Raw genomic sequence first — 26789 nt, 5'->3', positions numbered from 1 at the left:
TTTAACTGATTTATTGTGTTAATATTACTCGCAATCAATAGAATAACTTAATAACTCTTTCAGTATTAGGAAACATGTCCTTTGAAGTTTGTAAAAAATGATTAGCGGCATTAATATAACGGCTCCGGTCGTGAAGATCTATGCCCGAGAATACAATCAGAAAATTCCTGAGCGTATGCTCCCTTTCGTTACACACATTGAAATGCTGAATAAGCTCTTCCAGGAAAATAATCAAAGACTTCAGATAGAGCGCCACATTATTCTTCATCCTGGCCAGCACACCTAATAATTCAAACAGCACCTGGTAAGTCATTGCACACCTTAGTTGCGACTCTTCCTCCTCTACAGGAAGCGCTATTTTATCCAGGTACTTTACTCCAGCCGATTCTTTGGTCAACAGGAACCATATCAACCGGTAACTCAACCGAATTCCTTCTTTTACATTTGATTCAGCAAAAAAGATCCTGGCGAGATTATGATATTGTTGAGTCTGAACAAATACCAGGAAATTAAATCCCCGGGATATCTTCAAACCTTCATTCGTAATGATTGACTTATAAGTAAGCAGCCGGGCAAGTGACATCCGTTTTAACTTATAGTACAGATAAGCTTTTTTAGGATACAAACAATCAGACAAAACAGCGTTCAGATCTGATCCTTTCTTTTCTGCACTAAGCCTCTCCTCTCCCTTTTCAAACTCCCTGACACTCTCCTCTATTTTCTTACCCTTAGCCAGGTTCAAAGCATGCTGAAAAACCGATTCATAGTAATCATATTTCGCCAATTCTTCTCCGCATGCCACTTTTGCCAGGACTTCCCTGGAATATATACCGGAGAAAAAATCCTCACTGGCTATATTATAAGCGGCTGTATTCATTACTATTACTTTTATCGATTATATTCATTAGCTTCTTCATCACTATTTCCTTCTTTTTACTCTCATCGAAATCATATACACAATAGTCCTTCCCTGCATTCTCCATAGCATGTTGCGAACAACCTCCATTACACAATGGCATAATAGGGCATTCCAGGCAGGGTTTATTTTTGAACTTAATGTCCATTCTCTCATGGAACTTGGAATTCCATTCAATTTTGCCATCATCATTCAATACCCCTTCCTTAGCATCAGGTGAAAAGTTTCGTGCAGTACACTTATACACATCACCGTTATAATTAATTGTTGCGTTGTTCACTTTATCTGCATAACAGGAGTGCCTTACGCTATCCGGGATGGCGCCTTCCGCCGATACAAATCCGATGTCTCTTACTAACCTGATCAGGCTTCTTACCCTTTCAGACATTACTTTGTCATCGCTTACCTGCCAGACTTTGTGAAAGGATATGGTGGCGAAATGCCTTTTCTCATTGGAGATCATACACAGATCGTCAAAAACCTCTTCAAAACCATCCATATTAGTGGCAGTATAATTCACTCTTATACCCACGTGAAAATCGTTTTCACACAACTTCACGATATTACTTATAATGGTATCGTACGATCCCCTTGTAGCACTAACATACCTCACGGTATTATGCGTTTCTTTATTCCCGTCCAGGGTAATCTGGAGACCGGTAATTGTATATTTCTTCAGCGACTCAATAATCTCATCTGTAAGTAAAAAGCCATTAGTAGTAAAATGGCAGGAAAGATAAATGTTATGAATGGCACAGAAGTCCTCTGCAAAATCCATGATAGGTTCTATAACATCACGATAATACATTAAGGGTTCTCCTCCAAACCATGCAATATGAAAAGATTTAAGGTTGGGGTTAGATTCAATTATATTTGCAATTAAAGAACAGGTTTTATTGACTGTCTCCTTATTCATCTTCGACCCTTTCACGTGCGACTCGTAACAATACCAGCATTTAAAATTACAGTTCATGGTAGGATTAACGATCAATTCGAAATGCGTATCGTTCTTATCAACCTTCGCACTTAGTTCCTTTACCTTTTCCACTTCGTCCACCTCATCATCCACAAAAAAACCATTTTTACAAAGGGAACTATACAATGTTGGATGATACCCCGAAAGTTCTTCTATATTCTCCGGCGTTCTGATAGCATCAAGAATGTCAGAAATGGTCGGATCTACTGCAATAAATTTATTGCTGAATGCATTATAGATATAATTTTTGTTTTCATAAACCAGACTGGTGTTAAACTGACTTTTCTTCATAATACAATCTTTTAAGTATAGTAAAAAATAAAACAAGATTATCAGTAGCCGGACAATTAGCAGATCATAGCTTAAAATGAATAGCCCGCCCTTTTTTAATCCGACAGGCTATTCATTTATTAAGTGTAAGGAATGCCTTGCAGAAATTTATACTAACGGCTTCACGCCATAGATATTTATTCTGTGGGTTTCGTAGGGTTAGTAGTACAATGGCATTTTGAGATATTAATATCACCTGAGCTAAGGCTTTCAGCATCCAATGCGTCTGAAAACCCACCAGCTAACTGACCGGCTTCATTTTCGCTCAGTTTTTCAACATCGAGTGATTTAGCAGCTTTCTCAAGGCTTGATTTTTTTTCTGTAGACATAACGTTAATTTTTTGAAATTTGCGCCTACTCTTTGCAATGGTTTTCGGCATCCCCATATTGCTGCAACAAGCATTTCAGTTTAGCCTGCTTTTCTTTTCAGCATTGCTATTTCTTGTCGCTTTTGAATGAAGAACTTCTACCTGATCAAAACTGGCCTCAGGTTGTTTCAGGTGTAGAAGTACAATGGCATTTTGAAATATTAATTTCAAATCCACCATCATCGGAGTCACTTTCGGCAATAGCATCGGAAAATCCACCTGCTAACTGGCCTGCTTCATTTTCACTCAATTTTTCAAACTCAAGAGCTTTTTCAACTGCTGATTTTTTTTCTGTAGACATAGTGTTAAATTTGAAAAGTTGCGCCTACTCTTTGTAATGGTTTTCGGCATCCCCATATTGTTGCAACCAATATTTTATTTTAGCCTGCTTTTCTCATCAGCATTGCTACTTTTTATCTCTTTTGATTTAAAGGCTTTCCCCAGATTGAAATTGTACACCGATGAAATTGAAATGATGCGACTTTGTTCCTTCTGTCTTATTCTGATAACTGATTCATTATAATAGCTGGTGGCCTTGAAGTTATTAGTGTAAAAAATATCGCTTATAGATGCTTTTATGGTGAGCTTATTTTTCAGGAGTTTCTTCTGTATGCCTAAATCGACACTTGCGATACGTCCTGTAACGATATTACCGGTAACCACCTTCGGTGTATAAAATCCATTCAGATTTATACCAAATCCATTTGTAAGACTGATATCCTGCTCTGTTTGCAATACCAATGATCCTTCCTTAATAGAAAACTCAGGAGCTTTGGATTCTGTGTAGGTTAGCAATAGATTATTACTGGTATTCCACCATTCAGTTATTCTGACAGGAATGCTGAATGTGCTGGTATAGACAGTATTACTGCCTGTATTCTTCCGCAATATTGTCATCTGCTTAAGCGCGGGATCATTCTCAATGACCTGGTTAATTACATCTTTTGTATGAGAATAGCTTAAGCCGATATAATACTGACTCTTAAATGTATAGCCCAGCTCAACAGCATTAGTGAATTGCGGGTTCAAAAAGGGATTACCTGTTTGTATAGTATAGTTGTCAATAAAATATTTATATGGGTTTAACTCAAAGTAGGAAGGCCGCTTAATTCGCCTGTTATAAGAAAGCGTAATGGCATTGCTTTCATCCTTATTAAGATTCTTCTTTAAAAAGATTGAGGGAAAAAGATTAAAATAATTCCGTTTTACAATGGTATCCTGCCCACCACCCGTTAGGGTGCCTGTTATATCACTATTTTCACCTCGTAGTCCGATTTTATACTCCATACCTGCTGCGCTTCCACTAAAATTCACAAAGCCCGCATATATCTTCTCACTGTATTTATAGTTGAATCCAAGCCCCGGAATATGCCCCCATTCACCGTTTTTGTAATTTTCATAACCGTTATCATTATCAATATCAGTAACAGTAGCCTTTCCCCCGAAAGACAGTGCCATTCCCCGCTTAAATACTTTGTTATACTTAACATCTGCCGTAAATATTTTCGCAATACTGGGGTACAGAAAATTAAAAACGGTGTCTGCAATCAACGTCTTGTTGAAATCAAATGTCTTGCTATAGGTTCCACTTATCCCATTTCTATCGTTATAGGTGTAGTCTGATACAAGGGTAAATTTAGACCCCAGAGAATCTGTAGTGATACCATAGTTCAGGCCTATATTCGAAAACTTCGTTTTTGTAAGAGAAGGGAATATCCCATCAGAAAGGGTATTATTCTGCTGAACAGGGTAGTTTATAGTTGTTACTGAGCGGCTGGTGTCCTTGTACCACCCAAACTGACCGGTATAGTCAATAGCAAGGTATTCCTTATTGCTGATATCATAGGTGACACCCAGTTTTACGTTATTTGAATTTCGCCACCCGGTGGATGATGTAACGGCATGATACTGTCCATTATCGGTAAAACTCCTATCCTGGGTAATATCCTGAAAATTCTTCTCCCATCCGTAAGAATAACTTCCACTTAGTCCCACTTTCTTCTTTCTGTAATTCAGACTCAGATAAGGCTGATAGGCAGGGTATTTTCCCACTCCAATGGAATAATCTGCACCTACATAACCATTCAGACCACTATTCAGATTTTTCTTCAATACGATATTAATAATACCTCCACTACCTTCTGCATCATACTCTGCCGGAGGATGCGCAATAATCTCTATGGATTTAATATCGTTCGATTTTAAATTCGCCAGGTAGTTCTTTAAATCATCTCCTCTCAGATTAAGCATTCTTCCATTCACCATCACGCGGGTTCCCCATACGCCATTAATAGAGATATTGCCGTTATTTACGAAGACACCCGGGGCCAGGCGGAATAGATCCATAGAAGATTTCCCTGTCGCGATGGCATTGTCCTGCACATTCATTACAACCCGGTCTATCTTTCTCGTTACAAATGGTTTACTGGCCGTTACTGTTACTTCGCGTAATTGTTTCTCACTTTTCTTTAAAACAAGTACTTCTGAATCCAGTGAGGCCTGCAATTGTATTTCCTTCGAAAACGCTGCGTATGAAGCATGTCTGATTTTTATTTCATACCGGCCGGCACTGTCAATCATTAACTTAAAGCTGCCATCTTCAGCCGAAATTTTTTGACCAATGATCGAAGAACCTTTTAGTACAGCAACAGAAGCAAACGCCACCGGCTGCCCGCTTTCATCAATAATTCTTCCTCCAACAGAAACTGCCTGGGCGCTAGCCCCTAAAACAAAAAACATACCCACTAAAAAAAAGACGACAATTTTCATAAGTAAAGTTTGTAATGACCATGTCATTTGAAGCAGTTATCCTTATCTGAACTGAATTTCTAAAACATTCCCATGAATAGGAAACGACTTCGATGAGTATAGGCGGTTTTTCGACGAGGAGGGGGTAGTATTTCGATGAAGCTTGTTTTCCAGGAGATAATCTTTCGGCGCCGATGCTGTTCCGGATTCCAGGCAGCGGTAATATTAGGAAGTTGCTTAAAAGTCTGTGTATATGCTAATCAACAAACGTTAATAGTGAGTTTATTTTTTTAATACGAGTTAAAACGAGGGGGTAAGCTCTCAGGGCACAGACGATCAATTTAGCTTAAAATAACTCAGCTCACCACAGATAGGTGGCATAAGTACCAGGTGCTTCGCGAAGTACCGATAATACAGGAACCGTTCACTGCAACATTTTATATGAGTTGTGTATATTTGAGCGTTTAGCCACATTTCTAAATGAGCAACCCATTTTAATGAAAAAGTTATTAATCGCAATCTGTATGCTGGCAGTTTCATGTACCGGCAGCCATACCAGCAAACAAGCCGACAGCCCAAAGGCAACACTTACCCTTTTGGACAGTATATTTTTAACAGAAGGTTTTGACACAACAGCTGCTTACACGGATCCTGTTTGCTTACAATATAAAGGCAAACCCTTATTAACAATTGGAGAAAACGTAAAAAAGCTCGATACAACTTTTTCCTATCGCTATGATCCAAATGGGAAATACGACAGGCATTTTCCGACGATTACAGATTGCTTGTCGCTGGACGACTATTATAGTGTTACCTTGTCCACTGGTTCGATATCCGGGGCGCTGTATTTTTCTGCCGACAAGCAGGGAAGGGTATTCAGGTTACATGGTCAGTGGATTATCGACGCGGAACTGGTTGATACATCCGGGATGGAGATAATGAACTTTTTGACTACTAAATATTTTCACTGTCTGCCACCTGACTTTAAAGGCAGGAAAAATTTTGAGTTAACTCATAAAAACTATACCGAAAAGTTCAAGCTGTATCCTTCGCCGGAGAACAGTTCAATATCGGGTTGGAGACTGGACTATAGCGTAGTACTGACAAAAAAGGAAGGCTTGTAAATAGTTTTACTTATCCGTATTTGCGTGCTGTCTGCTATCTTTCTATGGCGCTCGCTACTTCTTCCACTTCTGCGCAATCTTAACAGCCGTTTCAATCATATACGGCTCCCATTGCTCTATTCTCCAATCGGAATTAGCCAGGGAGGACTGCCTAAGCGCATGCATAGCCTCTGTATAAGAAGCAGACGATTCCAAGATAGCAGAAAGTTCCAGCTGCTGTTGATACAGGGTCATATCTTCGACAGCAGTACCTGTTAATAAAGATGATAGAGGAAGAAAGGGATCGGAGGAATCAGCATCGTTTTCATCACTGTTCTTACGAACAATCTCCTCCATCTGCAAAAAATCATCATAAAAGCAACGTTTGCTTTCTTCTGTTACCAATCCATTACCCAGTTGCTCCAGCACGACATATTTAAGATGCGGACATCGTGCTATGGTCATTTCAAGCAACTGAAACACCTCAGGAGGGACTGTATCATCATGTGTATCCCTTCTTATACTACGATCAGGGGCCGCAGCAGAATCATCCCAGCTGCCACCGGAGATATGGATCTCGCGGACTCTATCTAATGGGTACAATGCAATCATCTCATCAAATGAGATATTAAAATTCTGAAGCTGGCAGTAAAGATTGTGGAGATCAAGAATAATGAATCCGTTTACCGGCTCAAGTAGCTGTTCCAAAAAGGCGCCATGCCGTTTTACTTCATCCAATGAATAGGAAAAGGCCAGGTTCTCTAAACCTACCGGTCGTTTACAGGCTTCGTAAATCCGTTTCAGTCTGTCCCTGCCAATATTGAGAGTAGCGGTAGTATAAGGAATATTCAGGGGAGCTCCACGGTGAAAGTCCTTGCCAGTCATGAATCCGAAGTGTTCCGTGATGTGATCAAACTGGAACTCAGCGGCCGTCTGCTCCAGGTGCTTTAACCAGTTCTCCTGCTCAGGTAACCACTTACCTGAAAAAAGGGAAAAGAAGACGCCATGACCGATGAGCCGCTTTTCATTGCTGAAGGTTGTCAGTAGCTCCCGGAACCAGGCTGGTACTTCTTTCACCTTATATAATGCATCAAAAGACCACTCTATGGCTTCTATCCTGGACTCCTCCATCAAAGGCAAACATGCGGCGAGAATGTTCGCATCCAGATTACAGGCGACGGCTGATAATACTTTAGGCACCTTTTTGAAATTACAGCGTAAATGTCAGATTTTAGTTATCAACCCATACCACAGGCTGGGCAGTTGTCCAGCGGTTGATTCTGCTTGGGCTTTTCTTTCGGTTTTGGTTGGTCGCCCTTTCCACAGGAAACGACAGTTGTTTGAATGGCAATGCCAATCAGGATGGCGCTTAGTAGAGATTTTGATAGCTTCATTCTTTTGGTTTTTAGATGAATGAGGAAATAGGTTATTGTCCCGGCTACGGCTACTAATCAATTATAGGTCTTGGGAATTGTCAACTGTTAAACGATGCAGCCCCAAAAAGGTTACAGGGAACCTGACGATTTATTAACATTTAACCGGTCCTCCTTGTATCCTCTCTTTGTTTTATACTGTGAGAAATTACCGGCCCTAACAATAGCTCAAAGAATTAATTTAGGCAGACTGAATAATAATGCATACCTTCAGTAAGGTTAAATGTTTGAGTCTACCCGCACTTAGTAAGCAAGTTTCCTTTCCAGCCTTTTTTTTACCACCTGCGTTACCTCAATCAATTAGTTTTCAAAATAAATTTCAAGACATGGATATTTATGTATCTAATCTAAGTCCTACTGTTTTAGGCGAGGATTTAAAAAAACAATTTTCCAAATTCGGAGTTGTAAGTTCGGTAAATGTAATCATCGACAAATACACGAATCGCAGCAAAGGATTTGGTTTTGTCACAATGCCCAATGATACGGAGGCAGAAAAAGCCATTCAGGAAATGAACGGATCTTCCCTTGACGGCAAAGCAATAACTGCTAATAAAGCCAAACCTCGGGAAGAAAAAAATGATAGGTCATCCCATAATAACCGTTGGTAATTTTTTGAGGTAAAGGGGTAAATACCCCCTTTACCCATAACCGCAATATCGAGCTATGACAATAAGTGACATATATGAAAAGTTATATAGCAGGTCCTATTATGAAAAAACAGGACAACATAAATTCAGATTTCTGAACAGCTCCCTTTTCTTAGATCGTCGCGCTAATATTCCGATTGTTATTCACATGTTAGATGGGGTCTTTTATTTGCAGGCATCAAAACAAATTGCAAACGAAAGTTTATTTAGACTCGAAATGAATGGTGATGAGATCATGTTATATGGTGAAAATAGAGCTAGTCCGCTGTGGGTCCTGGAATAACCTATGCATTTAATAAGATCACATTCCCCGTTTATGTCACACCTACCTTATCCCAATAATAATGATATCTGCCAGTTAGGTAAATGTTGCATCCACTTTGAGAAATACCAATCTTTACATAAATAAAAATCGAAGTATATGTATAACCAAGAAGAAAATCTGCTAAATAATTTTGACGTGACAGCACTTGCCTCTGTCAACTCAATCTATACGGAATTCTTATTTTCAATTAAAGACGTAGACAGGCAAAAAAATGAGAATACATTCCAATTGTGGCTACAGAAATATGTGGATAAGCTAAAACAAAGTCTGGAGGGAAAAGCACTTGAGTATATTTCGATAAACAGACATCTGCCAACACTTGACTGGTTTCATAAAAAACTTACGTATATGATCAGTCAATATCTTCAGGAATTTTTACAACGAACCAACACATTTAATCGCCACACATTGCATACATCTTGACAAAGATCATCCTATATACCATCGTCAAAAAATAAGCATATTGTCCGTCTAAAGATCGGCACGGGAGCATTATTATCAACCTACATTCTCCCATATACCATACCCCGTCCGGTTATACTTTGCCGGTATACTACCCAAAGCCTCTCTACTACCAGTTCAAAGAACAACAATGAGCACATAGGTAATGTCATCGACAATTCATAAATTGTCAAATAAACACCTATTATGCACCTTAAACGAACAGCTATCCTCTGCCTCCTTTTCCTGGTAAAGAAGAATTTCGTCTTAGCGCAGGAAATGACCTACACCGTTAGCCCGGTGCTATCAGACACCTCATACTTTCATGTTGAATTAACCTGTAAGGGGTTTTCTGCTGATTCTCTGCAATTTTCAATGCCCGAATGGACACCTGGTTATTATCAGCTGATGTATTACGCTTCCTCGGTGTGTAACATACGTGCAACAGATGCTAAGGGGAACACTTTATCCTGGAAAAAAGCTGACAAGAATAGTTGGTGGATATACAATAAGTCGGCTGACATATTCCATCTGCAATATGATGTGCTCTCTACAAAATCATTTGTAGCATCCAATTACCTGGAGGCAGACAAGGGGTATATTTCTCCTGCAGGAATGTTCATGCACCTCAAAGCGCATATTGAACAACCGGTCACCCTTGTAGTAAAGCCAATAAATGGCTGGAACGTTGCAACAGGTCTGAAGCAATTGCCTGATCAACAGTATACCTATATAGCGTCTGATTTTGATGTACTTTATGATAGCCCGATCCTGATGGGAAAACTGGAAACATTCCCTTCTTTTGACGTGCAGGGTAAACCACATTATTTTATAGCCTACCGCCCCCGGGAATTTGATAGAGCTGCTTTCATGAAAGACCTGCAAAAGATTGTCAGCACTGCTGCTGACATTATCGGTGATATCCCCTATGACAATTATACCTTTCTAGGCATCGGGCCTGGCATGGGAGGTATTGAGCATTTAAACTCTACCACCGTTTCTTTTACCGGCAGCAATTTAAATAACAGGGAAGGAAAGATCGGTATATACAATTTTCTCGCACATGAATATTTCCATCATTACAACGTGAAACGTATCCGCCCCATAGAACTGGGACCCTTCGACTATGATCATGGCAGCAAGACCCGTCTATTATGGGTATCTGAGGGTTTTACCGTTTACTACGAATATATCATCCTCCGCCGGGCAGGGCTTACAACGCCGGATGATGTCTTAAAGGAACTACAGGATAACATCCGGTCCTACGAATCCAAACCCGGCCGCCTTATCCAATCACTCGCAGATGCCAGCTATAATACATGGAGCGACGGACCGTTCGGCGCCGGCGACAGTAGCATTTCCTATTATGAGAAAGGCCCTGTGCTGGGTGCATTACTGGACCTGAAGATCCGTCACGAAACACGTAATAAGCACTCTCTTGATGATGTAATGCGTGCGCTATACCGGGAATATTACCAGGATAAGAAAAGAGGCTTTACCGAAGCCGAATTTCGATCTGTTGCTGAACGTGTTGCTGGCGTATCGTTGGCAGAATGCTTTGACTATGCTAACACGGTCAAAATGCCTGATTATAAGAAGTATTTCGGCTATGCAGGCCTGGATATAGCTGTTAAGGACGGCAGTTTTGCGATTACCAGAAGAAAGTCTATGAATGCATTGCAGCAAAGTATATTGAGAGATTGGTTGCGATAAGCACATAATCTTTATCCTGCCGGAAATAAATCTCCGGCAGGATAAATTGGTATAACTAATACAAAGACGCTGAAGAATAGGCTAGTCAATCGCTCCTGCCTTCATCTTTTCCTTCTGCTGTGGCAATGTACTTTCTACCCTTCCCTTTACTTCCACTTTTATCACCGTAGCAATCTTATCCAGTGCGTTGGCAGGTACCTCGATAGCCAGCCCTTCACCGTTGGCGTTTGTTTTCAATGTTTTATTGTTGGCCACCAATTTAGCCGACGTCACTTTATTCTTTAAACCTGGTATCACCAGCTTTCCATCTTTCGGCCATTCAAATACTGAGAAGTAAAGCGTTGTATTGTCAGCGTTCTCTTTTTGTGTACAACGTCCCCAGGCAAACAAACCAAAGGGACTGGCTTTGGTATCATAGATAGCATCGCCGTTCACCTTCATCCAGTCGCCTACCTGTTTGAGCAGATCAACGCTCTCCTGTGGGAAAGTACCGTCCGCCTTAGGACCTACATTCAACAAATAATTACCACCCTTGGACGCAATATCCACCAGGTTACGCACCAGGGTTTCAGGGCTCTTCCAATTGTTTGCATAACTCTTGTATCCCCAGGTTTCATTCATCGTCATACAGGTTTCCCAGTCCTTTCCATCCAGTTCGCCGAGGCTGGGTATTCTTTGTTCGGGCGTTTTGTAATCACCGGGATAATTAGGCCGTTTGAGGCGGTCATTGGTGATGATATTGGGTTGCAGCTTCAAAAGTTCATTGAACTTTTCTGCATATTCATCGGTCATGTTAGTAGGCGTATCCCACCAGAGAACAGCCACATCACCATAATTGGTCAACAGTTCCTTTACCTGCGGTACTGCTACCTCATTGATGTATTGCGACATTGTTTTAGTTGTCTGAGCAGGATCCCAGTGTCCATTGTTGGCGGCTGTGTATGCATCAATGCGGGCCGAATCAGGATTGGCCCAGCCTTCTGATGTTATCTTGCGAGAAGCTGCACCACCGGGGTTATTCCAGTCCTGTGCCTGTGAATAATAAAAACCGAGTTTGATACCGTACTTACGGCAGGCTTCAGCTAATGGCTTCAAAAGGTCTTTATGATAAGGGGTAGCATCCGCAATATCCCAGGTACTGGCCTTTGAATCAAACATGGCAAATCCATCATGATGTTTGGCGGTAATGACAATGTATTTCATACCCGCGTCTTTTGCCATTCTTACCCATGCATCGGGATCATATTTTACAGGATTGAACTGTCTGGCAAAATCCTGGTAATCGGCCACCGGTATTTTACCCCGGTTCATGATCCATTCGCCAATGCGGTTGATGCGCTGGCCCTTGTACGTACCGGCAGGAACAGCATATACACCCCAATGGATAAACATACCAAAACGCGCTTCGCGCCACCATTGCATTTTCCTGTCATGGCCGGCGTCCTGCTGAGCAGTAAGCAGCATGGGTGTCAGGGAAAGTGTGAATAAAAGGATAGCAAGTTTTTTCATTTTAAATTTTCTACGATTGATTAATATAGGTTACTCAGAATTTTTTCTCTGTTACATACTGATACACCGGTTGCCAGGAGAACAAAGCATTCCCTGCAGTAGTGCAATATCTTTAATGATCACATCAAGATAGTGGCCCTACTGAACCAATTAAATACTGCCGTAAACGAATTATACGCGCCCTTGCTGCTGGTTATTCCTGCTTTTCTTTCTCTTCTTTCAATCGTAATGCGCTGAAAAATTTCCCGGGTTTGTGAGTTGACGTTTATTTATGCAAACGTTAGCATAACATTTCAAAAAAAACGTGGACTATTGGCGTTCAAATTATGGATAAATCCATGATATTAAATATTCAATTTTCACAAAGGCTGATTGTTTTTTAACAAAACATCAGAATGAAATACATTTTAAGGTTTATATAAACTAAAAGAAGATCATTAGGTGGTATTTGCTTGCAGTTCTCGCAGACGGTAAAAAAAGGGGGAAATTCAAGTAAAAGTAAGATCAGATTGTCGCCATATTATCGCTGGCATACCACTCAGCATAAGAAGTATCTGTCTCATACAACTTCAGACTGCAGAGTTCCACCCGTTCAGGTAGCTTGCTGATAATACACCGGGAAAAATCCAGCACCATATTCTCACAGGTCGGCTGCCAGGGTACCCATACAATCTACAGCAATTAAACACTTATATAAATGCGATCTACTTAACGCCTTTCTCCGCATTCCAGTTCCCCGCCTGTTTCCGGATATAAAGGATCTGCCCCGTATGATACGCGTTATGCACATTCATATTCGCAATATTGCCATACCATTCCTGTAGCTTTGCATCATCAGCTGCTGCAATCGCCTTTTCCCAACCTTCCATCACCTGACTCAATTGCTCAACGGTAGCATTCCACGAAGCTTCTGTAAAAGCATCGAAAGTCTCATTATTGTTTCCGCTGAATGTCCCCTTGTCTTTTCCGTTAAAATCATTGAGCAGCCGTTTATTCCAGAACAGCAGATGATACGCCAGTTCACCAACGGAATGACTGGAATCTGAAGGTTTCCACGAGGCCTGTTCGGCTGTAATGCCTTCTATTGCTTTGGCAACTGGTACAAACCACTCCTGCTGATTCCAGGTGGTTTTAAACTGCGCTAATAAGACAGATTTCAGGGTAGCGGGTGCTTTGGTTTCTTTCACCTGCGCAATGGCTTGTTGAAAGCCTAAACAGCTAAGTAGCAGAATAAGTCTGTACATAAGTGAGTTTTTAGGGTTGAAGTTGCAGCAAATATAATTTATATAATGAACATCTGTTATGCTGTTGTTCCATCTTCCTGCTGGAGAAACATTCAGCATATACCAACTTTTATCCCGCTCCGAAAACGCCCAACGCTGCTGTGTTTGGTTCCCACATAAATTGTTAATAATGACACATTTCATTCGCCATATTTATAAACTCATTAACTTCAGTTCTCGAAGTAACCATCAGACCACGTAGAAAACCTTTTTTAATCCCCATTTTTCATCTCCAAAAAACCATAACTATGGGAACTACCACATCTAACAGCAATCAACCTGCAAATGCAAAAATTGCTGTACAACTTTGTTCTGTTGCTACTGCTCCTCACCCGGTTTCAGACATTGGAAAACTTGTGCCGGGCTGGAAAATCGTCTGGAATGGCATCCCGACGCTCGACGCTAACTACGCATTTATTGCAGTAGACACTACCGGAAACAATTATGCACTCATCATCCGCGGATCAGTTACTCCCGGCGTTTTTAGTGACTGGGATGTTTTTGCTAACTGGGTACTGGAAGATATGGGTGTAGTAACAATGGCAAACTGGCCTTATGCCAGTACACCAAAGCCCCTTATCAGCACTGGCGCCTATCTTGCCTTCGGTAATATGATGTATATGCAGGACTCATTGGGCTCTGGCTTGCACATACATGAATATCTGTTAAAAAATACGGTTGGGAATGGTAAACAACTGATTATTGCAGGACATAGCCTGGGGGGAAATATGGCGAATGTATATACGTCATTTTACGTACATACCCTTCAGCAGCTGCAAAAGCCTGCCGACAATATTTCCCTTATCACCTTTGCAGCGCCTGCTGCGGGAAACAGCGATTTTGCCAATGACCTGGATGGCAAACTGCCTTTAGCAAACGCATGGCACTATCAGAGTCTGAATGATGTTGTCCCCAATTTTCCGGTTTTTTACGGGATGTATAATATAGTAGCCAATCTGTATGACCCGAGCCCAGAGGCTTCTGCTGTTCCAGTTAATTTTGAAGGCCTATCAATGACACTGAAGGAAGCTATTCAACTGCTTGCAGGCGTATTCTACCTGTATGACTACCAACAACCACAAAATAACTACACAACCTTTAATACCGAGGTTTACCCGGTCGACGACTGGTTTAAACAAGGAGGTATCCAGCATCAGCTGTTCAATTACGCAAACTATCTCGGTGTAAAGCTGCTGACACAGCAACCAGTGATACAAGCCGTTTAAACAGATCGCTTGAAGATATCAATAAAAAGAGGCGACTTGTTTTACAAGCCACCAACATAAAAGTTTCAAAAGAATTTTCAAGGCTGATCTCCATAGACCGGCCTTGAAAATTCCCCACCACTTGCCAAATGCAAAAAAAAGCCCTATATAGTGCCTTATTTTCGGGTGCTAACTATTGGACAATAATAATAACATAGATAAGGAATTGTTGCGGCTTGTGGCGGATGGCGACAGGCAGGCCTATCAGTACTTGTTTGAAACTTATTGGAACCAGGTATTCGGCGCCTGCCTGCACCTGACAAAATCTCCGGAGCAGGCTAAAGATCTGACCCAGGATATTTTTCTAAAGATCTGGGATCACCGGCAAAAGTTGCCCGCCGTCAGAAATTTTGACAGTTATTTATATACAATCGCACGCAATCTGGTGCGCGACCAGCTGAGAACCACTATATTCCGGGAATCCAACCGGGAGTTCCTGCAACAATATTTTTCCAGTAAAGGGATTTCTCCACAGGAAATACTGGAGGAAAAACAATTAGCAGAAAAAATGAAAACGGCTATCAGCAGCCTGCCACTGAAACTACAGCAGGTATTCACACTCAGCCAGCTGGAAGGGCTTAGCCATAAAGAAATTGCCGGGCGCCTGGAAATATCCCCCCTTTCCTCCAAAACCTATATGGTGCGTGCCTTGCTGATATTGAGGAAATTACTCATAAAAGAGACTGATAGCCTATTGATCCTGGCACTACTACACCTGGGACGTACTTTTTTCTAATTTTTTTTTAAAACCATGTTTTCCTTTTTCCTGCTCATCCGTCTATTACAAAGAACGGGCATGTCCTGTGATAAAATACAATGAACAAGGCTGAATTTGAACAGTTACTGAAACGATACCGGGATGATACCCTGCAGGATGGAGAACTGGAAAAGCTGTATGCATACATCGATGAAGGTACCTATCCGGAAGTCATAGACCAATGGCTGGATGAAACATTCCAGGATCCGGCTTATGCCGTTCATTCAAAGGACTATGATCCTTCGGCTGTGTTTACCTTGCTGGAAGACAGACTGGAAAAGAAAAAACGGGTATTCGGCTGGTGGAAAGCGGCGGCAGCAACTGCAGCAGCGGCAGTGATCCTGCTGCTGGTGAACATTTCACTGCAGCAGCGTAATAAGCCTGTACCGATCAATGTAACAGCAGCCGCAGATTTTGATGCACCACCCGGAAAGAATGGCGCAGTACTGACTCTCGCCAACGGCAGCCAGATACTATTGGACAGCTCCTCCAATGGCGTGCTGGCACAAGAGGGCAATGCCCGTCTGTTGAAAGAAGAAGGACGACTCAATTATCATAAGAACGGTATTGTAAGAAATGCAACACCCGTATATAATATGGTGACCACCCCACGGGGACGACAGTTCAAACTGGTACTATCCGACGGCACACAGGTATTGCTGAATGCTGGCAGCAGTATCAGGTTTCCTACTGTATTCACAGGTAGGGAAAGAAGGGTGGAGATATCTGGTGAGGCTTTCCTGGAGGTGGCCCAAACTGCAGAAATGCCGTTTGTGATACAACTTAACAAATCAGAAGTAGTAGTACTGGGTACACAGTTTAACGTGACTGACTACAGTGATGAAGATAATGCCAGAACCACACTGCTGGAGGGCGCTGTAAAGCTCCGCACGGCTATGCAGGAAATGGTACTGAAGCCGGGTCAGCAGGCTCGTATGGAAAGAAACAACGGGCGCCTGTCTTCCAAAACTGTAGATACTGACCAGATCATTGCCTGGACAAGAGGCAGGCTGTCTTTTGACAATACGAATTTTGCAGACCTGATGCGCCAGATATCCAGATGGTACGATGTAGACATAGTTTATAAGGGAGCGATCCCTGACATCCATATCGGAGGTTCTCTTCACAGGGACGTTAATTTATCAATAGTAATGGAATTTTTAGGGACAAATGGGGTACACTATAATATAAGCGATAGAACGATAACAATACTGCCTTAGGATCAATATTGTCCGTAGGGTTACATTTCCACGAATATATTTTTTCCACAATTAAACCGAACCACGTATGATGTATTAGCCAACTTTTTATCCAGCGGACGGAGAACAATAAAAAGCGGATCCCGATTGCCGTCAGGACCCGCGTGAATGGACTTTCCGTTATCCAACCAAGATTGCTTGAATTGACTGTTTAACTTTTAAATCCACTTTCACAAAAGTATGGAACTACTCGCTTGCGGCAAAGTAGCTGCCAGGGGAAGGCGTTTGCCTGCCAAACTGCTATTGATTATGAGAATTACTGCTGTTCTGCTTCTTTTCGGCTCATTGCATGTATGTGCCACCGGCTATTCTCAAAACCTGACCATATCATCCAAAAGGATCACACTTGAAAAAGTATTCAGGTATATTGAGGCCCGCACAGACTATTCTTTTCTATGGAATGAAACTGTATTGGATAAATCCACGGTTATCAGCATAGATATTAAGGATGCTTCGCTCTCCACCGCCCTGAACGAAAGTTTAAAGGGCTTACCGGTTACTTACCATATCCGCGACAAAGTGGTGCTGATTGAAGCCACCCACCGGCCGCAGCAGGCTGATACAACGGCGCCTGCCAGTTTTCTTCTGCGGGGCAAAGTAACTGACGAAGACGGCGTTCCATTGGTCGGGGCTACGGTTGCCATAAAAGGTACATCCAATGGCGCCATTACCAACGATAAAGGTGAATTTACCCTGCAACATGCAGCAGCTAATATTACGATATTAGTTTCATATATCGGGTATACTGAAAGATCTATTGCCGTAGGTAACAGGAACCAGGTCACTGTAGCCCTTTCTGCTGCAGGCACAACCCTGGGTGGCGTGAATGTGATAAGTGTTGGTTATGGTACCCTGAACAAGAAAGAAGTGTCCAGCGCCATTACCCATCTCTCATCCAAAGAGCTGTTATCAGTAGGTGGTAACGGTGCATTGATGTCCATGCAGGGTAAAGTGGCTGGTCTAACCATCGCCAACAGCGCCGCAGCGGATCCTAACTCTACTCCCAGTGTACAGTTACGTGGTGTTTCCTCCCGTAACGCAGGACTTGGACCTTTGTATGTCATTAATGGCGTTCCTGGTGGGAATATAGATAACCTGAACCAGAACGATATTGAGTCCATCGATGTGTTGAAAGGTGGTGCTGCTTCCGCTATATACGGTACACGTGGTAGCAATGGTGTAATCGTTATCACCACCAAGAAAGGTACTGGCGACTCCCGTCTGTTCTACGACGGCTATATGGGACTGGATTTCATCACCAATAAATTGTCCGTGCTTTCAAGGGATGAGTTCCTGGCACATAACCGGGGAGTGGACCATGGCGGTAATACCGACTGGCTGAAGACTGTAAGCAGGAACCCTACCCTGTCACAGAAACATACACTGCAGTTCTCCGGTGGCTCAGACCGCACCAATTTTATGGCGTCTGCCGATTACCGGAAGGCCAATGGTATTGATTACCGGTCTTCCAAGGAAGAATATGGCGCACGTGTCAACTTGAACCACACTTCCGCCAATGGTCTGTACAGCGTAAACCTGAATGTCGCACCCAGAATGGCGAAAACCAATATGGCAGATTATTCAGGCTTCAATTATGCCCTGACGCTAAACCCAACATTGTCTCCCTATGACAGTACAGGCAAATACGCTTATATCAGAACAGGCTTCTTTTCCAATAATCCGTTGGAGGCAGCCAAAACGGTATTGGCACAACAGGACATCAAATACCTGGACATCAATGGGTCCTTCAAGATCAACCTGTTGAAGAACCTGAATACTATCGTCACTGTAGGTCAGGTGAATTCCGTTTTCCGCGAAATGCATTTTACGCCTAACACCAATACCAACGTAGCGGCTATCAATGGAGGAACGGGTAGAAATACTGCTTCTCAAAAATATGACGAGAGTGACCAGAAGAGCTTTGAGTGGATTGGCAACTATTCCCTGAATTTTGACAAACATGCTATCAGGTTACTTGGTGGTTATTCCTTCCAGCAGTTTACCTACTCCGGCCTGTCCGGTTCCAATGAAAACTTCCCTTCTAACGTGCTGACCTGGAATAACCTGGGCTCTGGTTTGTGGAACCTGGAAGAAGGCCAGAATAATGTTGGTTCGTATAAAAACGACTCCAGGCTGGTGGCGTTCTTTGGTCGTGTGAACTATGACCTGGACCAGAAATATTTCCTGGCTGCCAGCATCAGAAGAGAAGGCTCTTCAAAATTCGGACGCAATAACAAATGGGGATATTTCCCGGCGGTATCAGCAGCATGGAGAATCAGTCAGGAAAAATTCATGCAGGGCATTTCCTGGTTGAATGAACTAAAGCTCAGGGCCGATTACGGAGAAACGGGCAACCAGGACTTCGACAACTATCTGTCGCTGGATACCTATAGCGGCTACGGATATTATATATTCAACGGTGTTACCTACCAGGTATGGGGTCCAAGCCAGAATACCAACTACGACCTGCACTGGGAGAAAGCGCTCAACTTTAACCTGGGCATGGATTTCGAAGTGCTGGATAGCCGTATTACCGGTAGCCTGAACTATTATATCCGTACCAATAAAGACCTGCTGGGATATTACGCTGTATCAAATCCGCCAAACATCCAGGGTCAGACCTACGCCAATGTGGGTACTATGAAAAATTCGGGTATAGAATTACAGTTGAATGCCAGCGTTATAAAGAGAAAGAACTTCAATTACAACCTTTCCTTTGCCGGCGCCAGCAACAGCAATAAATTCGTTTCCTTTTCCAATGAGCTTTTTAAGGGACAGAAATATATAGATGTAGTGGGCATGCCCGCGCCGGGTAGTCCTGGTAACCTGCAACGTTTACAGGAAGACAAGCGTATTGGTAGTTTTTATGCACTGAAATCAGCCGGTGTAAATGACAATGGTGCACTGCTGGTATACAATAAAAAAGGAGAAGTTATCACGGCAGATAAAGCCAATAATGATGATAAACAGTTTGTAGGCAATGGGTTGCCGCAATTCACTGCCAGCCTGGGAAATACGTTTACGTATAAACACTGGGACCTGAACATCTTCCTGCGTGGCTCCTTTGGATATAAGGTATTCAACACGGTAGCATTCTATCTTGGTACACCTGCAACACAGTCAGACGCCAATGTACTGACAACCGCCTATGACGGCAGCAAATATTCAAAGCTGACCAGCGCTTCCACCAGTTCAGCCCTGTCTGACTACTTCCTGGAATCAGGCAGTTTCGTGAAGATAGATAATGTGTCCCTGGGATATACACAGCCTGTAAGGTTCAAGTATCTCAGTACCCTGCGCGTATACTTTACGGCCAGGAACCTGTATACCTTCTCCAAATTTACCGGTGGAGATCCCGATCTTATTCCGGTGAATGGCTTGTATCCGGGGGTCAACAGCAGCCTGAATTATTATCCGGCTACTACACAGCTGCTCTTTGGTCTTCAACTTAATTTCTAAAGTCTAATCCGTCTGAAAATGCTACGCAATATAAAAAGCTGTTCCATCCTGCTGGCAGGCTTACTGCTAAGCGGCAGCTGTACTAATCTCGATGAAAAACTATATGATAGGATCACCTCCGATAACTTTCTGCAAACAAAGGCGGATGTGATACGCGACTTTCTCCGTCCCTTTGAACATTCCTACTGGAGCATACAGGGCGGCTCTACCTTCATGCTGCAGGAGAACAGTACTGACGAGCTGATGACGCTCAACAGGCAGGGCGACTGGTATGATGGCGCGCAATACCAGCGGGTGCACTACCACACCTGGACTCCCAACGACAATTACACCAGTGACGCATGGAATGCCCTCTATCAGGGTATTAACCTGGCCACTAACTCCCTGGAAGATCTGCAAGGCATTCAGGATCCTGGCAAATTCAACCTCACCCAGGCAGAACTGGATGATTACATTGCAGAACTGAAAACACTGCGGGCATGGCTTAATATCCGCGTGCTTGATCTTTACAGGAATATGGTGATTGTTACCAAGGTAAAAGGAGAAACACAATCCGGACCACAGGTAACACCGCAGGAAGCTTTTGATTTCATTGAAAAGGAACTGAAAGATGCTATTCCCGCCCTGCCTACCCGACAGGATCTGGGGACAAACGCTATAGGCCGATGGACAAAAGGTGGTGCAGCCGCACTGCTGGTACGTCTTTATCTGAATGCAAAAGTATATACAGGTAAGGATCGGTTCTCTGATTGTGCCACCGTATGCCAGGACATTATTGATGGTAAGTATGGTACTTATGCGCTGGAAAGCAGGTGGGACGCTCCATTTGATTATAACAACAGCCAATCTTCAGAAACCATTTTTGGCTTTCCCGGAAGTTTCGGACTCACGCACTGGCAGTATTCAAGTGATATGTACTTCTGGATGATGCCTTATCAGGCTACCCGCTATCTTGGTTTTACAGATTTTGGCGAAGCAAATCCGAAGTATGCGCTGCAGCCGGGCCGGGATGTAGATAGTGTAGAGTATTCTTTCACAATGGGGAAACCGTTTATAAAGTTCCAGCGTTATCCGGATGACTTCCGCCTCAAAAAATACAAGAACCTGGGCAACAGCAAGCGCGAAGGCATGTTCCTGTATGGTTACCTGCCTTATGTAAATGCAGATGGGCGTACCGATACCGTAAGAGGCAATAAGGGGCCCTATGCACTGTTCCTGCGCGATCAGGTAGGTATGTTCCTGAATACGCCACCGGGTACTAAGATCAGCGACAAAGAGTCAAATATGAACCATGGCGACCATAACTCAGGCGTGTTTCCTCTGAAATATCCTTATTATCCCAGTAACGACGACAACAAAATATCCTCCGCCTATGCAGAAATAAGGCTGGCAGAGATCTATTATGCCTATGCCGAATGCAAATACAGGGCGGAAGACAGACCAGGCGCAGCGTCCTTATTAAACGCAGTACGCACACGTAACTATCCTGCCGGCTCACCTAGTCTGTATAAGGCTGATGGTAGTCAGCTAACGGATCAGGAGATGCTGGATGAATGGGGTCGTGAATTCCTTGTCGAAGGCAGAAGGAGAACTGATATGGTACGCTGGGGTGTTTTTCATTCCGGTACCTGGTGGGACAAAAAACCAGACGCGGATGATCATACAACAATATTTCCTCTAGGTCAGAATGTGCTGAACGCATCGAGAATATTAAAACAGAATCCTGGTTATTAAATATCAGGTATCAGGTTCAATAACTTTTTTCAACAGATTTCATATCTGGCAGGTTTCAACCCACGTTACCAGGTACACTGGTGCAAGGTCGGAGTTCTCTCCGGCCTTTTTTATGTTCCATCCGAAATCGTCATTAAACGGGGAGCCGTCAAAAGTACTTTTGACGGCTCCCCTGTTTATAATCGAATATACGGTTAATAAAAGAACTGTTCCAATATGATCTTGCCTTCTTTAACCTGGAATATACCTATCTCTTCCAGCTGTACGCGGCCTTTATTCTTAAAAGTAATGTCTCTTTTTAGTATAACGCTGAAGAAATCTTCTGTGATCAGGGGCTCACTGCAGGATTGACTATGAAGCTCTTCCCGTAATTCACGAAAAGCTACTCCTTTGGCTACGACAGCTGGTTTCCCTTTTGTAACGATCTGCATTCCCTTCGCGGCTGCATGTTCCGGTTCTACGGATATCACATTCTCGTCATAGTAGTCATCCTGAATTTCCACGTATTTATTCTGACAAGCCAGCTCATAATATTTGTTTGCAATTTCCTGTGTAGTCATATCTGTCGGTTTTTATTATTTAGGACAAAATTGAATGACAGGAGTGACAACCCTATGTCAGTAGGACTGACGTCACAGGAAAAATTTATTTAAATATTCCGCATTATTCCCCATAAAGGTTGATTGTCGCCGTTTTTTGCAAATCAGCGATCCATTCCTCTGTATATTTCACTAAGTCCTCCTTTTTCGGACTTGCTTTCCGTTCTCCTTGCGCCCCAAATACAATGAGACCGAGCGCGATACAATGCGCCATGCTAAGCTGCAGGGCCAATCCGGTACTAAAGCCAACTATATAATTTAAACGTGCATCCGGAGCCGCCTCTATCTCATGATCCACTATTTTACGGGTGATCACAAACTGCTCCTTCGCTGTGAATACCAATGCATTGGAAGCTGAGTAAATCAGTACCCGGGCAATATCCATGGTTCGGAAAATGGAAAAATACTTTTTCCGGAGATCTACGTAGGTCTGCTCTCCTAATGAAACGTCCTTGCCAACACCATTCAGCATTTTCCATAGATTGATGGCCTCCCCTTCATCAAGGGCAAAGGTCACCTGTCCTTGTAGTGAAAAGTCGCTTACAATATCCAAGGCTTCGCCGACCTGGAAAGATAGTTTTTCTACCGGATCCCCCAGGTAGAACAGGAACTCGAGGTCGTTCCGTTCAAGGGGCTTAATTACATCGCTTAACAAACCGTCCCATACACTTGAAGCGCTTGAAATAGCAGACCAGTTATCAAAACCTACCATACGGCAATTCCTGAATACCGACTGCAATTCCCTGATTATTTCATCCTTTCTCAGGTGGGGCCATAAATATTCTTCTGTTGTATTTTCCGGGATGTCAACATGTAATGTCTTTAGTGGCGTGTAATCATAACTACTGTTCACCATCAGGCTCCGAATACCTAACAACTGTAATATCTTAGGCAATGTATCTTCCATTATGCCCAACGCATTTCTATGAAGTGCAGTAGCGGCTTGGTTCAGATAGATATATTCCGGAATCGCTTCCTTTTTTATTGTCGTAAGCAGGTCCTCCAGTACTGGGCCTACGTTCACTATATTCATGTTGTTCGTTTCCATCAGGTGAGTTTTGAATGGGAGTGTTTATATTCCATTTTATCCTAACTATTTCTTGCAACAGATATGCCACCGAATATAACACATGATTATCAATATATTAAGGGAGATATTCCTCGACTCAACACTCTAAATATCGTGTCATGGCGATGAGATTCACGAAATATAGTGAGCTGGCTATTACTCAATAAAACAACGGCGATTACTATTTTTTAGGGATATTACACAAGATAATTTTCAATTCTTAGATGATTTTTGCTATATTTAAATAGCCTGGATAGTTAACCATGAAGAAAGCGCCAAGTACTCAATTGCCCGGTTAGACCTTAGCCAAAATTCAGGGTAGATACCATTTTAGCAGAAGATACGTTCGCATACAGATTCCCGACCTGTTTTCCCGTTTGTGACACAGATCTTCCTACTACACTTAGCATTCTTTCTTTTTTAACATAAACCCTAATTACATGAAGAAAATTCTATTCTTTGCATTGTTGTTGTTATCCGGAAAAATGTACGCCCAGATCAGGTATGATAATGGCGGTATTTCTGTATCCAATCCCCAGTTAGGAGAATTTACCATCCAGGGAAATAGCTGGGATCACCGGATCATCACTTACTCTTTTCAGAACGGAACAGACGATATCCCGGGCGACCAGGAAAGACAGGCTATCCGGGATGCATTTGCCCTCTGGGCAGCACAGACAAATCTCGTTTTCGTAGAGAGTTGCGCTGCGAATGCTGACATCGTCATCAGCTGGCAGGTGGGAGATCATGGTGATGGTGCTCCTTTTGACGGAGCGGGTGGTGTATTGGCCCATACTTTCTATCCCCCTCCATCCGGCCCTAATGGTCTGCCGGGAGATATGCACATTGATGATGCGGAAACCTGGACACTTAACACCAGAGGTGATGGTACACAACCTATTGATCTCATGTCTGTAGCTGCGCATGAAATAGGTCACGCATTAGGACTAGCTCATTCAACAGTTAATGGAGCCTTAATGGCCCCCTTTTACACTGGAAGCCACAGGTATCTGGCACAGGATGACATCGACGGAATAAGAACAATTTACGGTGCACCAACCGGCAGTCTGTTGACGATCAATGGCAGCAACAATGTTTGTGGGCCTACCGTCTACTCTTTACCCAATGCTCACGCTGCCCTGGATATTACCTGGACGGCGTCATCAGGTATCGTTACATTAGCGCCTGCGGGTAACCAGGTGACTTTAACAAGGGATCCATCTCTGTTTAATGGCACAATCACCCTGAATGCATTCATTTGCAACGGCACCGTATTATTAGCCTCCAGGACTATCACTGTAGGCCCCGACAGACCTTCAGTAAGCGGGGATTATGATCCGTTACACAACCGTGTTATGGCTAGTGCAAATTCAGCAGGCCCGGGCGTTACTTCCTACGAATGGCATCTGGATGGCCACGAAGTTACGACAACGACTTTCGGCAGCGCAAGACTTAATATCACGAACAACGATATCTGTAGCCATGAAGTGGCAGTAAGGGTAAATACATCTGGTTGCGGAACTTCCGAATTCGGATATGCATTCTTCAATTCCTGCGTAGAGCTGGCAGCAGATAATTTCAGTGTTTATCCTAACCCTGCAAGAGGTAACATCGCTATTTCAACTGAGGCGTCACCAACGGCTAAAACAGCCAAACTGGCGGGTACCGGAAAAGATATACGGGAAGTGCAAATCATTGGACAGAAGGGAGACGTTATAAAAGTTCAGCGATTCGGAGCGGGCACCCGGAAAACAACTGTGAATCTGTCAGGAATTGTGCCGGGTACTTATATCATTCGGATTTTCGATGGCAAACAGTGGATAGCTAAACAGATCGTTATTGTGGAATAAATACTGCAAGCCAACATCTTATTAAATACAAAGGCAGGGACTGGTCTGGTCTCTGCCTTTGTCGATTATTTACATTAGTCAATTACCCTTCCTCTCATAACATCTCCGTCACTCCATACCTCCCCTGTCATCTCCAGCAAACTTCCTTCAATTACGCGGCACATCTCATTCAGGGCAAGATCATTCGCTTCTGTTCCAAACGGTTCTTCAATTTCGTCTGCTATTGCTTCCAGGGCAACAAACGTATATGCTATAAATGCCACAATAAAAGGTGTAAACCAACTAAGGCTATCCACCAGTCCAAATGGCAACAGGAAACAATATATATACACTGTCCGGTGCAGCAGCACGCGATAGCTATAAGGTATAGGCGTAGACGCTATTCGTTCACAACCACCCACTATATCAGATAGCTTATCCAGGTTTTGATCAATAGCCACCTGCTGAATAGTGTCTATCCGCCCCTGCAGTTTCAGGTGTTGCACCCATTCGGCCATCAACCGCATGATAATAACAGGTTTGAAATGTGCATTCGCAACAATTGCAAACTGCGATTCCGACAATCTTTTCTTCAGATCATCCTGTGCGTCTGTCCCTCTCAGTTGGTGCTTCAGTGCATAAGTAAGAGCTATTGACAGCTGCACAAAACTAAGCGCAGTCTTGTCGCCATCTGCGAAGTTGGTAAAAGACAATGCCTGTCTGGTAAGGGAACGTGTATCATTCAATAATGCCCCCCAAAGCTTACGACTCTCCCAAAACCGGTCATAGCTTGCATTATTGCGGAAACCCAGAAACAAGGCCAACGCTATCCCAAACAGTGTAAACGGCGCTGGGTTCAACGGGATTTTGTATGTCAGGAGCCTTCCGTGAAAATAGACTACGGCAACAGCAATGCTGAATAGCAGTATTAATCGTGGTAATAGCTTGGGTAGTACTGACCCATGCCATACAAATAACATTCTGAACCAATGTTCTCTTTTGCGGATGATCATACTACAAATGTGC

The 26789-nt window shown here is 43.0% G+C and carries 22 protein-coding genes; 10 read left to right on the top strand and 12 right to left on the bottom strand.

Annotation, left to right across the window (positions count from 1 at the left end):
• Window positions 1-34: 34 nt before the first annotated feature.
• From CLV42_RS15535 to CLV42_RS15515, 5 genes are all read right to left on the bottom strand, one after another.
• The gene (locus CLV42_RS15535; RefSeq protein WP_106602829.1) at window positions 35-877 is read right to left on the bottom strand and encodes a hypothetical protein; all 843 of its coding nucleotides are present in this window, start codon (window positions 875-877) and stop codon (window positions 35-37) included.
• A complete protein-coding gene (locus CLV42_RS15530; RefSeq protein WP_106602828.1) occupies window positions 858-2183 on the bottom strand; it encodes a radical SAM/SPASM domain-containing protein in 1326 nt (441 codons plus the stop codon). The genes CLV42_RS15535 and CLV42_RS15530 overlap by 20 nt, the downstream gene beginning before the upstream one ends.
• A 176-nt stretch (window positions 2184-2359) precedes the next feature.
• The gene (locus CLV42_RS15525; RefSeq protein WP_146154392.1) at window positions 2360-2551 is read right to left on the bottom strand and encodes a hypothetical protein; all 192 of its coding nucleotides are present in this window, start codon (window positions 2549-2551) and stop codon (window positions 2360-2362) included.
• Between the two features lie 157 nt (window positions 2552-2708).
• Entirely contained in the window at window positions 2709-2891 is a 183-nt protein-coding gene (locus CLV42_RS15520; RefSeq protein WP_106602826.1) for a hypothetical protein, read from the bottom strand.
• A gap of 74 nt (window positions 2892-2965) precedes the next feature.
• Entirely contained in the window at window positions 2966-5359 is a 2394-nt protein-coding gene (locus CLV42_RS15515; protein WP_211303460.1) for a TonB-dependent receptor, read from the bottom strand.
• A 476-nt stretch (window positions 5360-5835) separates the two neighbouring features.
• Between CLV42_RS15515 and CLV42_RS15510 the strand changes: the two genes are divergently transcribed.
• Window positions 5836-6462 (top strand): hypothetical protein, encoded by a 627-nt coding sequence (locus tag CLV42_RS15510; protein WP_146154391.1) that lies wholly within the window; start codon window positions 5836-5838, stop codon window positions 6460-6462.
• A gap of 54 nt (window positions 6463-6516) precedes the next feature.
• Here CLV42_RS15510 and CLV42_RS15505 read toward each other — a convergent pair whose 3' ends face one another.
• On the bottom strand, window positions 6517-7641 hold the full coding sequence (locus CLV42_RS15505; RefSeq protein ID WP_245901666.1) for a multinuclear nonheme iron-dependent oxidase: 1125 nt from the start codon (window positions 7639-7641) through the stop codon (window positions 6517-6519).
• A 38-nt stretch (window positions 7642-7679) separates the two neighbouring features.
• Window positions 7680-7835 carry a chryseobasin-related MNIO class RiPP peptide gene (locus CLV42_RS33940; RefSeq protein ID WP_170117528.1) on the bottom strand — a complete coding sequence of 52 codons (156 nt, stop codon included), beginning with the start codon at window positions 7833-7835 and terminating at the stop codon, window positions 7680-7682.
• Between the two features lie 365 nt (window positions 7836-8200).
• On the opposite strand from CLV42_RS33940, the gene CLV42_RS15500 reads away from it, so the two are divergent.
• From CLV42_RS15500 to CLV42_RS15485, 3 genes are all read left to right on the top strand, one after another.
• Window positions 8201-8482 carry an RNA recognition motif domain-containing protein gene (locus CLV42_RS15500; RefSeq protein WP_106602823.1) on the top strand — a complete coding sequence of 94 codons (282 nt, stop codon included), beginning with the start codon at window positions 8201-8203 and terminating at the stop codon, window positions 8480-8482.
• A gap of 460 nt (window positions 8483-8942) precedes the next feature.
• Window positions 8943-9269, top strand: coding sequence for a hypothetical protein (locus CLV42_RS15490; protein ID WP_106602821.1), 327 nt, complete (start codon window positions 8943-8945; stop codon window positions 9267-9269).
• Window positions 9270-9494: 225 nt separating this feature from the next.
• Window positions 9495-11000: a M61 family metallopeptidase gene (locus tag CLV42_RS15485; RefSeq protein ID WP_106602820.1), complete on the top strand. Its 1506-nt coding sequence runs from the start codon at window positions 9495-9497 to the stop codon at window positions 10998-11000.
• Between the two features lie 81 nt (window positions 11001-11081).
• On the opposite strand, the gene CLV42_RS15480 is transcribed toward CLV42_RS15485, so the two are convergent.
• The gene (locus CLV42_RS15480) at window positions 11082-12509 is read right to left on the bottom strand and encodes an alpha-L-fucosidase (protein ID WP_106602819.1); all 1428 of its coding nucleotides are present in this window, start codon (window positions 12507-12509) and stop codon (window positions 11082-11084) included.
• A 704-nt stretch (window positions 12510-13213) separates the two neighbouring features.
• The gene (locus tag CLV42_RS15470; protein ID WP_106602895.1) at window positions 13214-13753 is read right to left on the bottom strand and encodes a DinB family protein; all 540 of its coding nucleotides are present in this window, start codon (window positions 13751-13753) and stop codon (window positions 13214-13216) included.
• Between the two features lie 287 nt (window positions 13754-14040).
• On the opposite strand from CLV42_RS15470, the gene CLV42_RS15465 reads away from it, so the two are divergent.
• The 5 genes from CLV42_RS15465 to CLV42_RS15445 all read left to right on the top strand — a co-directional run bounded on the left by CLV42_RS15465 (window position 14041) and on the right by CLV42_RS15445 (window position 22266).
• On the top strand, window positions 14041-15018 hold the full coding sequence (locus CLV42_RS15465) for a lipase family protein (RefSeq protein WP_106602818.1): 978 nt from the start codon (window positions 14041-14043) through the stop codon (window positions 15016-15018).
• A 175-nt stretch (window positions 15019-15193) separates the two neighbouring features.
• Window positions 15194-15793, top strand: coding sequence for an RNA polymerase sigma factor (locus tag CLV42_RS15460; protein ID WP_106602817.1), 600 nt, complete (start codon window positions 15194-15196; stop codon window positions 15791-15793).
• 80 nt (window positions 15794-15873) lie between these two features.
• Complete coding sequence (locus CLV42_RS15455) at window positions 15874-17034, top strand: FecR family protein (RefSeq protein WP_106602816.1); 1161 nt, start codon at window positions 15874-15876, stop codon at window positions 17032-17034.
• Between the two features lie 219 nt (window positions 17035-17253).
• Window positions 17254-20532 (top strand): SusC/RagA family TonB-linked outer membrane protein, encoded by a 3279-nt coding sequence (locus CLV42_RS15450; RefSeq protein ID WP_245901665.1) that lies wholly within the window; start codon window positions 17254-17256, stop codon window positions 20530-20532.
• An 18-nt stretch (window positions 20533-20550) separates the two neighbouring features.
• Window positions 20551-22266 (top strand): RagB/SusD family nutrient uptake outer membrane protein, encoded by a 1716-nt coding sequence (locus CLV42_RS15445; RefSeq protein WP_106602815.1) that lies wholly within the window; start codon window positions 20551-20553, stop codon window positions 22264-22266.
• Window positions 22267-22460: 194 nt separating this feature from the next.
• Here the strand turns inward: CLV42_RS15445 and CLV42_RS15440 are convergent, their stop codons facing one another.
• On the bottom strand, window positions 22461-22826 hold the full coding sequence (locus CLV42_RS15440; protein ID WP_106602814.1) for a SnoaL-like domain-containing protein: 366 nt from the start codon (window positions 22824-22826) through the stop codon (window positions 22461-22463).
• A gap of 103 nt (window positions 22827-22929) precedes the next feature.
• A complete protein-coding gene (locus CLV42_RS15435; protein WP_106602813.1) occupies window positions 22930-23913 on the bottom strand; it encodes a hypothetical protein in 984 nt (327 codons plus the stop codon).
• Between the two features lie 461 nt (window positions 23914-24374).
• On the opposite strand from CLV42_RS15435, the gene CLV42_RS15430 reads away from it, so the two are divergent.
• Window positions 24375-25784, top strand: coding sequence for a matrixin family metalloprotease (locus CLV42_RS15430; RefSeq protein WP_106602812.1), 1410 nt, complete (start codon window positions 24375-24377; stop codon window positions 25782-25784).
• Between the two features lie 74 nt (window positions 25785-25858).
• On the opposite strand, the gene CLV42_RS15425 is transcribed toward CLV42_RS15430, so the two are convergent.
• Entirely contained in the window at window positions 25859-26776 is a 918-nt protein-coding gene (locus CLV42_RS15425) for a bestrophin family protein (RefSeq protein WP_106602811.1), read from the bottom strand.
• Window positions 26777-26789 lie beyond the last annotated feature (13 nt).

This window comes from Chitinophaga ginsengisoli (genome assembly GCF_003014595.1).
Classification (GTDB): Bacteria; Bacteroidota; Bacteroidia; order Chitinophagales; family Chitinophagaceae; genus Chitinophaga; species Chitinophaga ginsengisoli.
The sequence above is the reverse complement of the archived record's forward strand: the minus strand, read 5'-3'. Positions and strand labels throughout refer to the sequence as shown.

Excerpts from the sequence above, each read along its gene's own strand:
- CLV42_RS15450 (WP_245901665.1), top strand. The coding sequence starts at position 17,254 with ATGGAACTACTCGCTTGCGGCAAAGTAGCTGCCAGGGGAAGGCGTTTG.
- CLV42_RS15510 (WP_146154391.1), top strand. The coding sequence starts at position 5,836 with ATGAAAAAGTTATTAATCGCAATCTGTATGCTGGCAGTTTCATGTACC.
- CLV42_RS15455 (WP_106602816.1), top strand. The coding sequence starts at position 15,874 with ATGAACAAGGCTGAATTTGAACAGTTACTGAAACGATACCGGGATGAT.
- CLV42_RS15470 (WP_106602895.1), bottom strand. The coding sequence starts at position 13,753 with ATGTACAGACTTATTCTGCTACTTAGCTGTTTAGGCTTTCAACAAGCC.
- CLV42_RS15515 (WP_211303460.1), bottom strand. The coding sequence starts at position 5,359 with ATGAAAATTGTCGTCTTTTTTTTAGTGGGTATGTTTTTTGTTTTAGGG.
- CLV42_RS15520 (WP_106602826.1), bottom strand. The coding sequence starts at position 2,891 with ATGTCTACAGAAAAAAAATCAGCAGTTGAAAAAGCTCTTGAGTTTGAA.
- CLV42_RS15465 (WP_106602818.1), top strand. The coding sequence starts at position 14,041 with ATGGGAACTACCACATCTAACAGCAATCAACCTGCAAATGCAAAAATT.
- CLV42_RS15425 (WP_106602811.1), bottom strand. The coding sequence starts at position 26,776 with ATGATCATCCGCAAAAGAGAACATTGGTTCAGAATGTTATTTGTATGG.
- CLV42_RS15535 (WP_106602829.1), bottom strand. The coding sequence starts at position 877 with ATGAATACAGCCGCTTATAATATAGCCAGTGAGGATTTTTTCTCCGGT.
- CLV42_RS15530 (WP_106602828.1), bottom strand. The coding sequence starts at position 2,183 with ATGAAGAAAAGTCAGTTTAACACCAGTCTGGTTTATGAAAACAAAAAT.
- CLV42_RS15435 (WP_106602813.1), bottom strand. The coding sequence starts at position 23,913 with ATGGAAACGAACAACATGAATATAGTGAACGTAGGCCCAGTACTGGAG.
- CLV42_RS33940 (WP_170117528.1), bottom strand. The coding sequence starts at position 7,835 with ATGAAGCTATCAAAATCTCTACTAAGCGCCATCCTGATTGGCATTGCC.
- CLV42_RS15485 (WP_106602820.1), top strand. The coding sequence starts at position 9,495 with ATGCACCTTAAACGAACAGCTATCCTCTGCCTCCTTTTCCTGGTAAAG.
- CLV42_RS15525 (WP_146154392.1), bottom strand. The coding sequence starts at position 2,551 with ATGTCTACAGAAAAAAAATCAAGCCTTGAGAAAGCTGCTAAATCACTC.
- CLV42_RS15490 (WP_106602821.1), top strand. The coding sequence starts at position 8,943 with ATGTATAACCAAGAAGAAAATCTGCTAAATAATTTTGACGTGACAGCA.
- CLV42_RS15445 (WP_106602815.1), top strand. The coding sequence starts at position 20,551 with ATGCTACGCAATATAAAAAGCTGTTCCATCCTGCTGGCAGGCTTACTG.
- CLV42_RS15430 (WP_106602812.1), top strand. The coding sequence starts at position 24,375 with ATGAAGAAAATTCTATTCTTTGCATTGTTGTTGTTATCCGGAAAAATG.
- CLV42_RS15500 (WP_106602823.1), top strand. The coding sequence starts at position 8,201 with ATGGATATTTATGTATCTAATCTAAGTCCTACTGTTTTAGGCGAGGAT.
- CLV42_RS15440 (WP_106602814.1), bottom strand. The coding sequence starts at position 22,826 with ATGACTACACAGGAAATTGCAAACAAATATTATGAGCTGGCTTGTCAG.
- CLV42_RS15480 (WP_106602819.1), bottom strand. The coding sequence starts at position 12,509 with ATGAAAAAACTTGCTATCCTTTTATTCACACTTTCCCTGACACCCATG.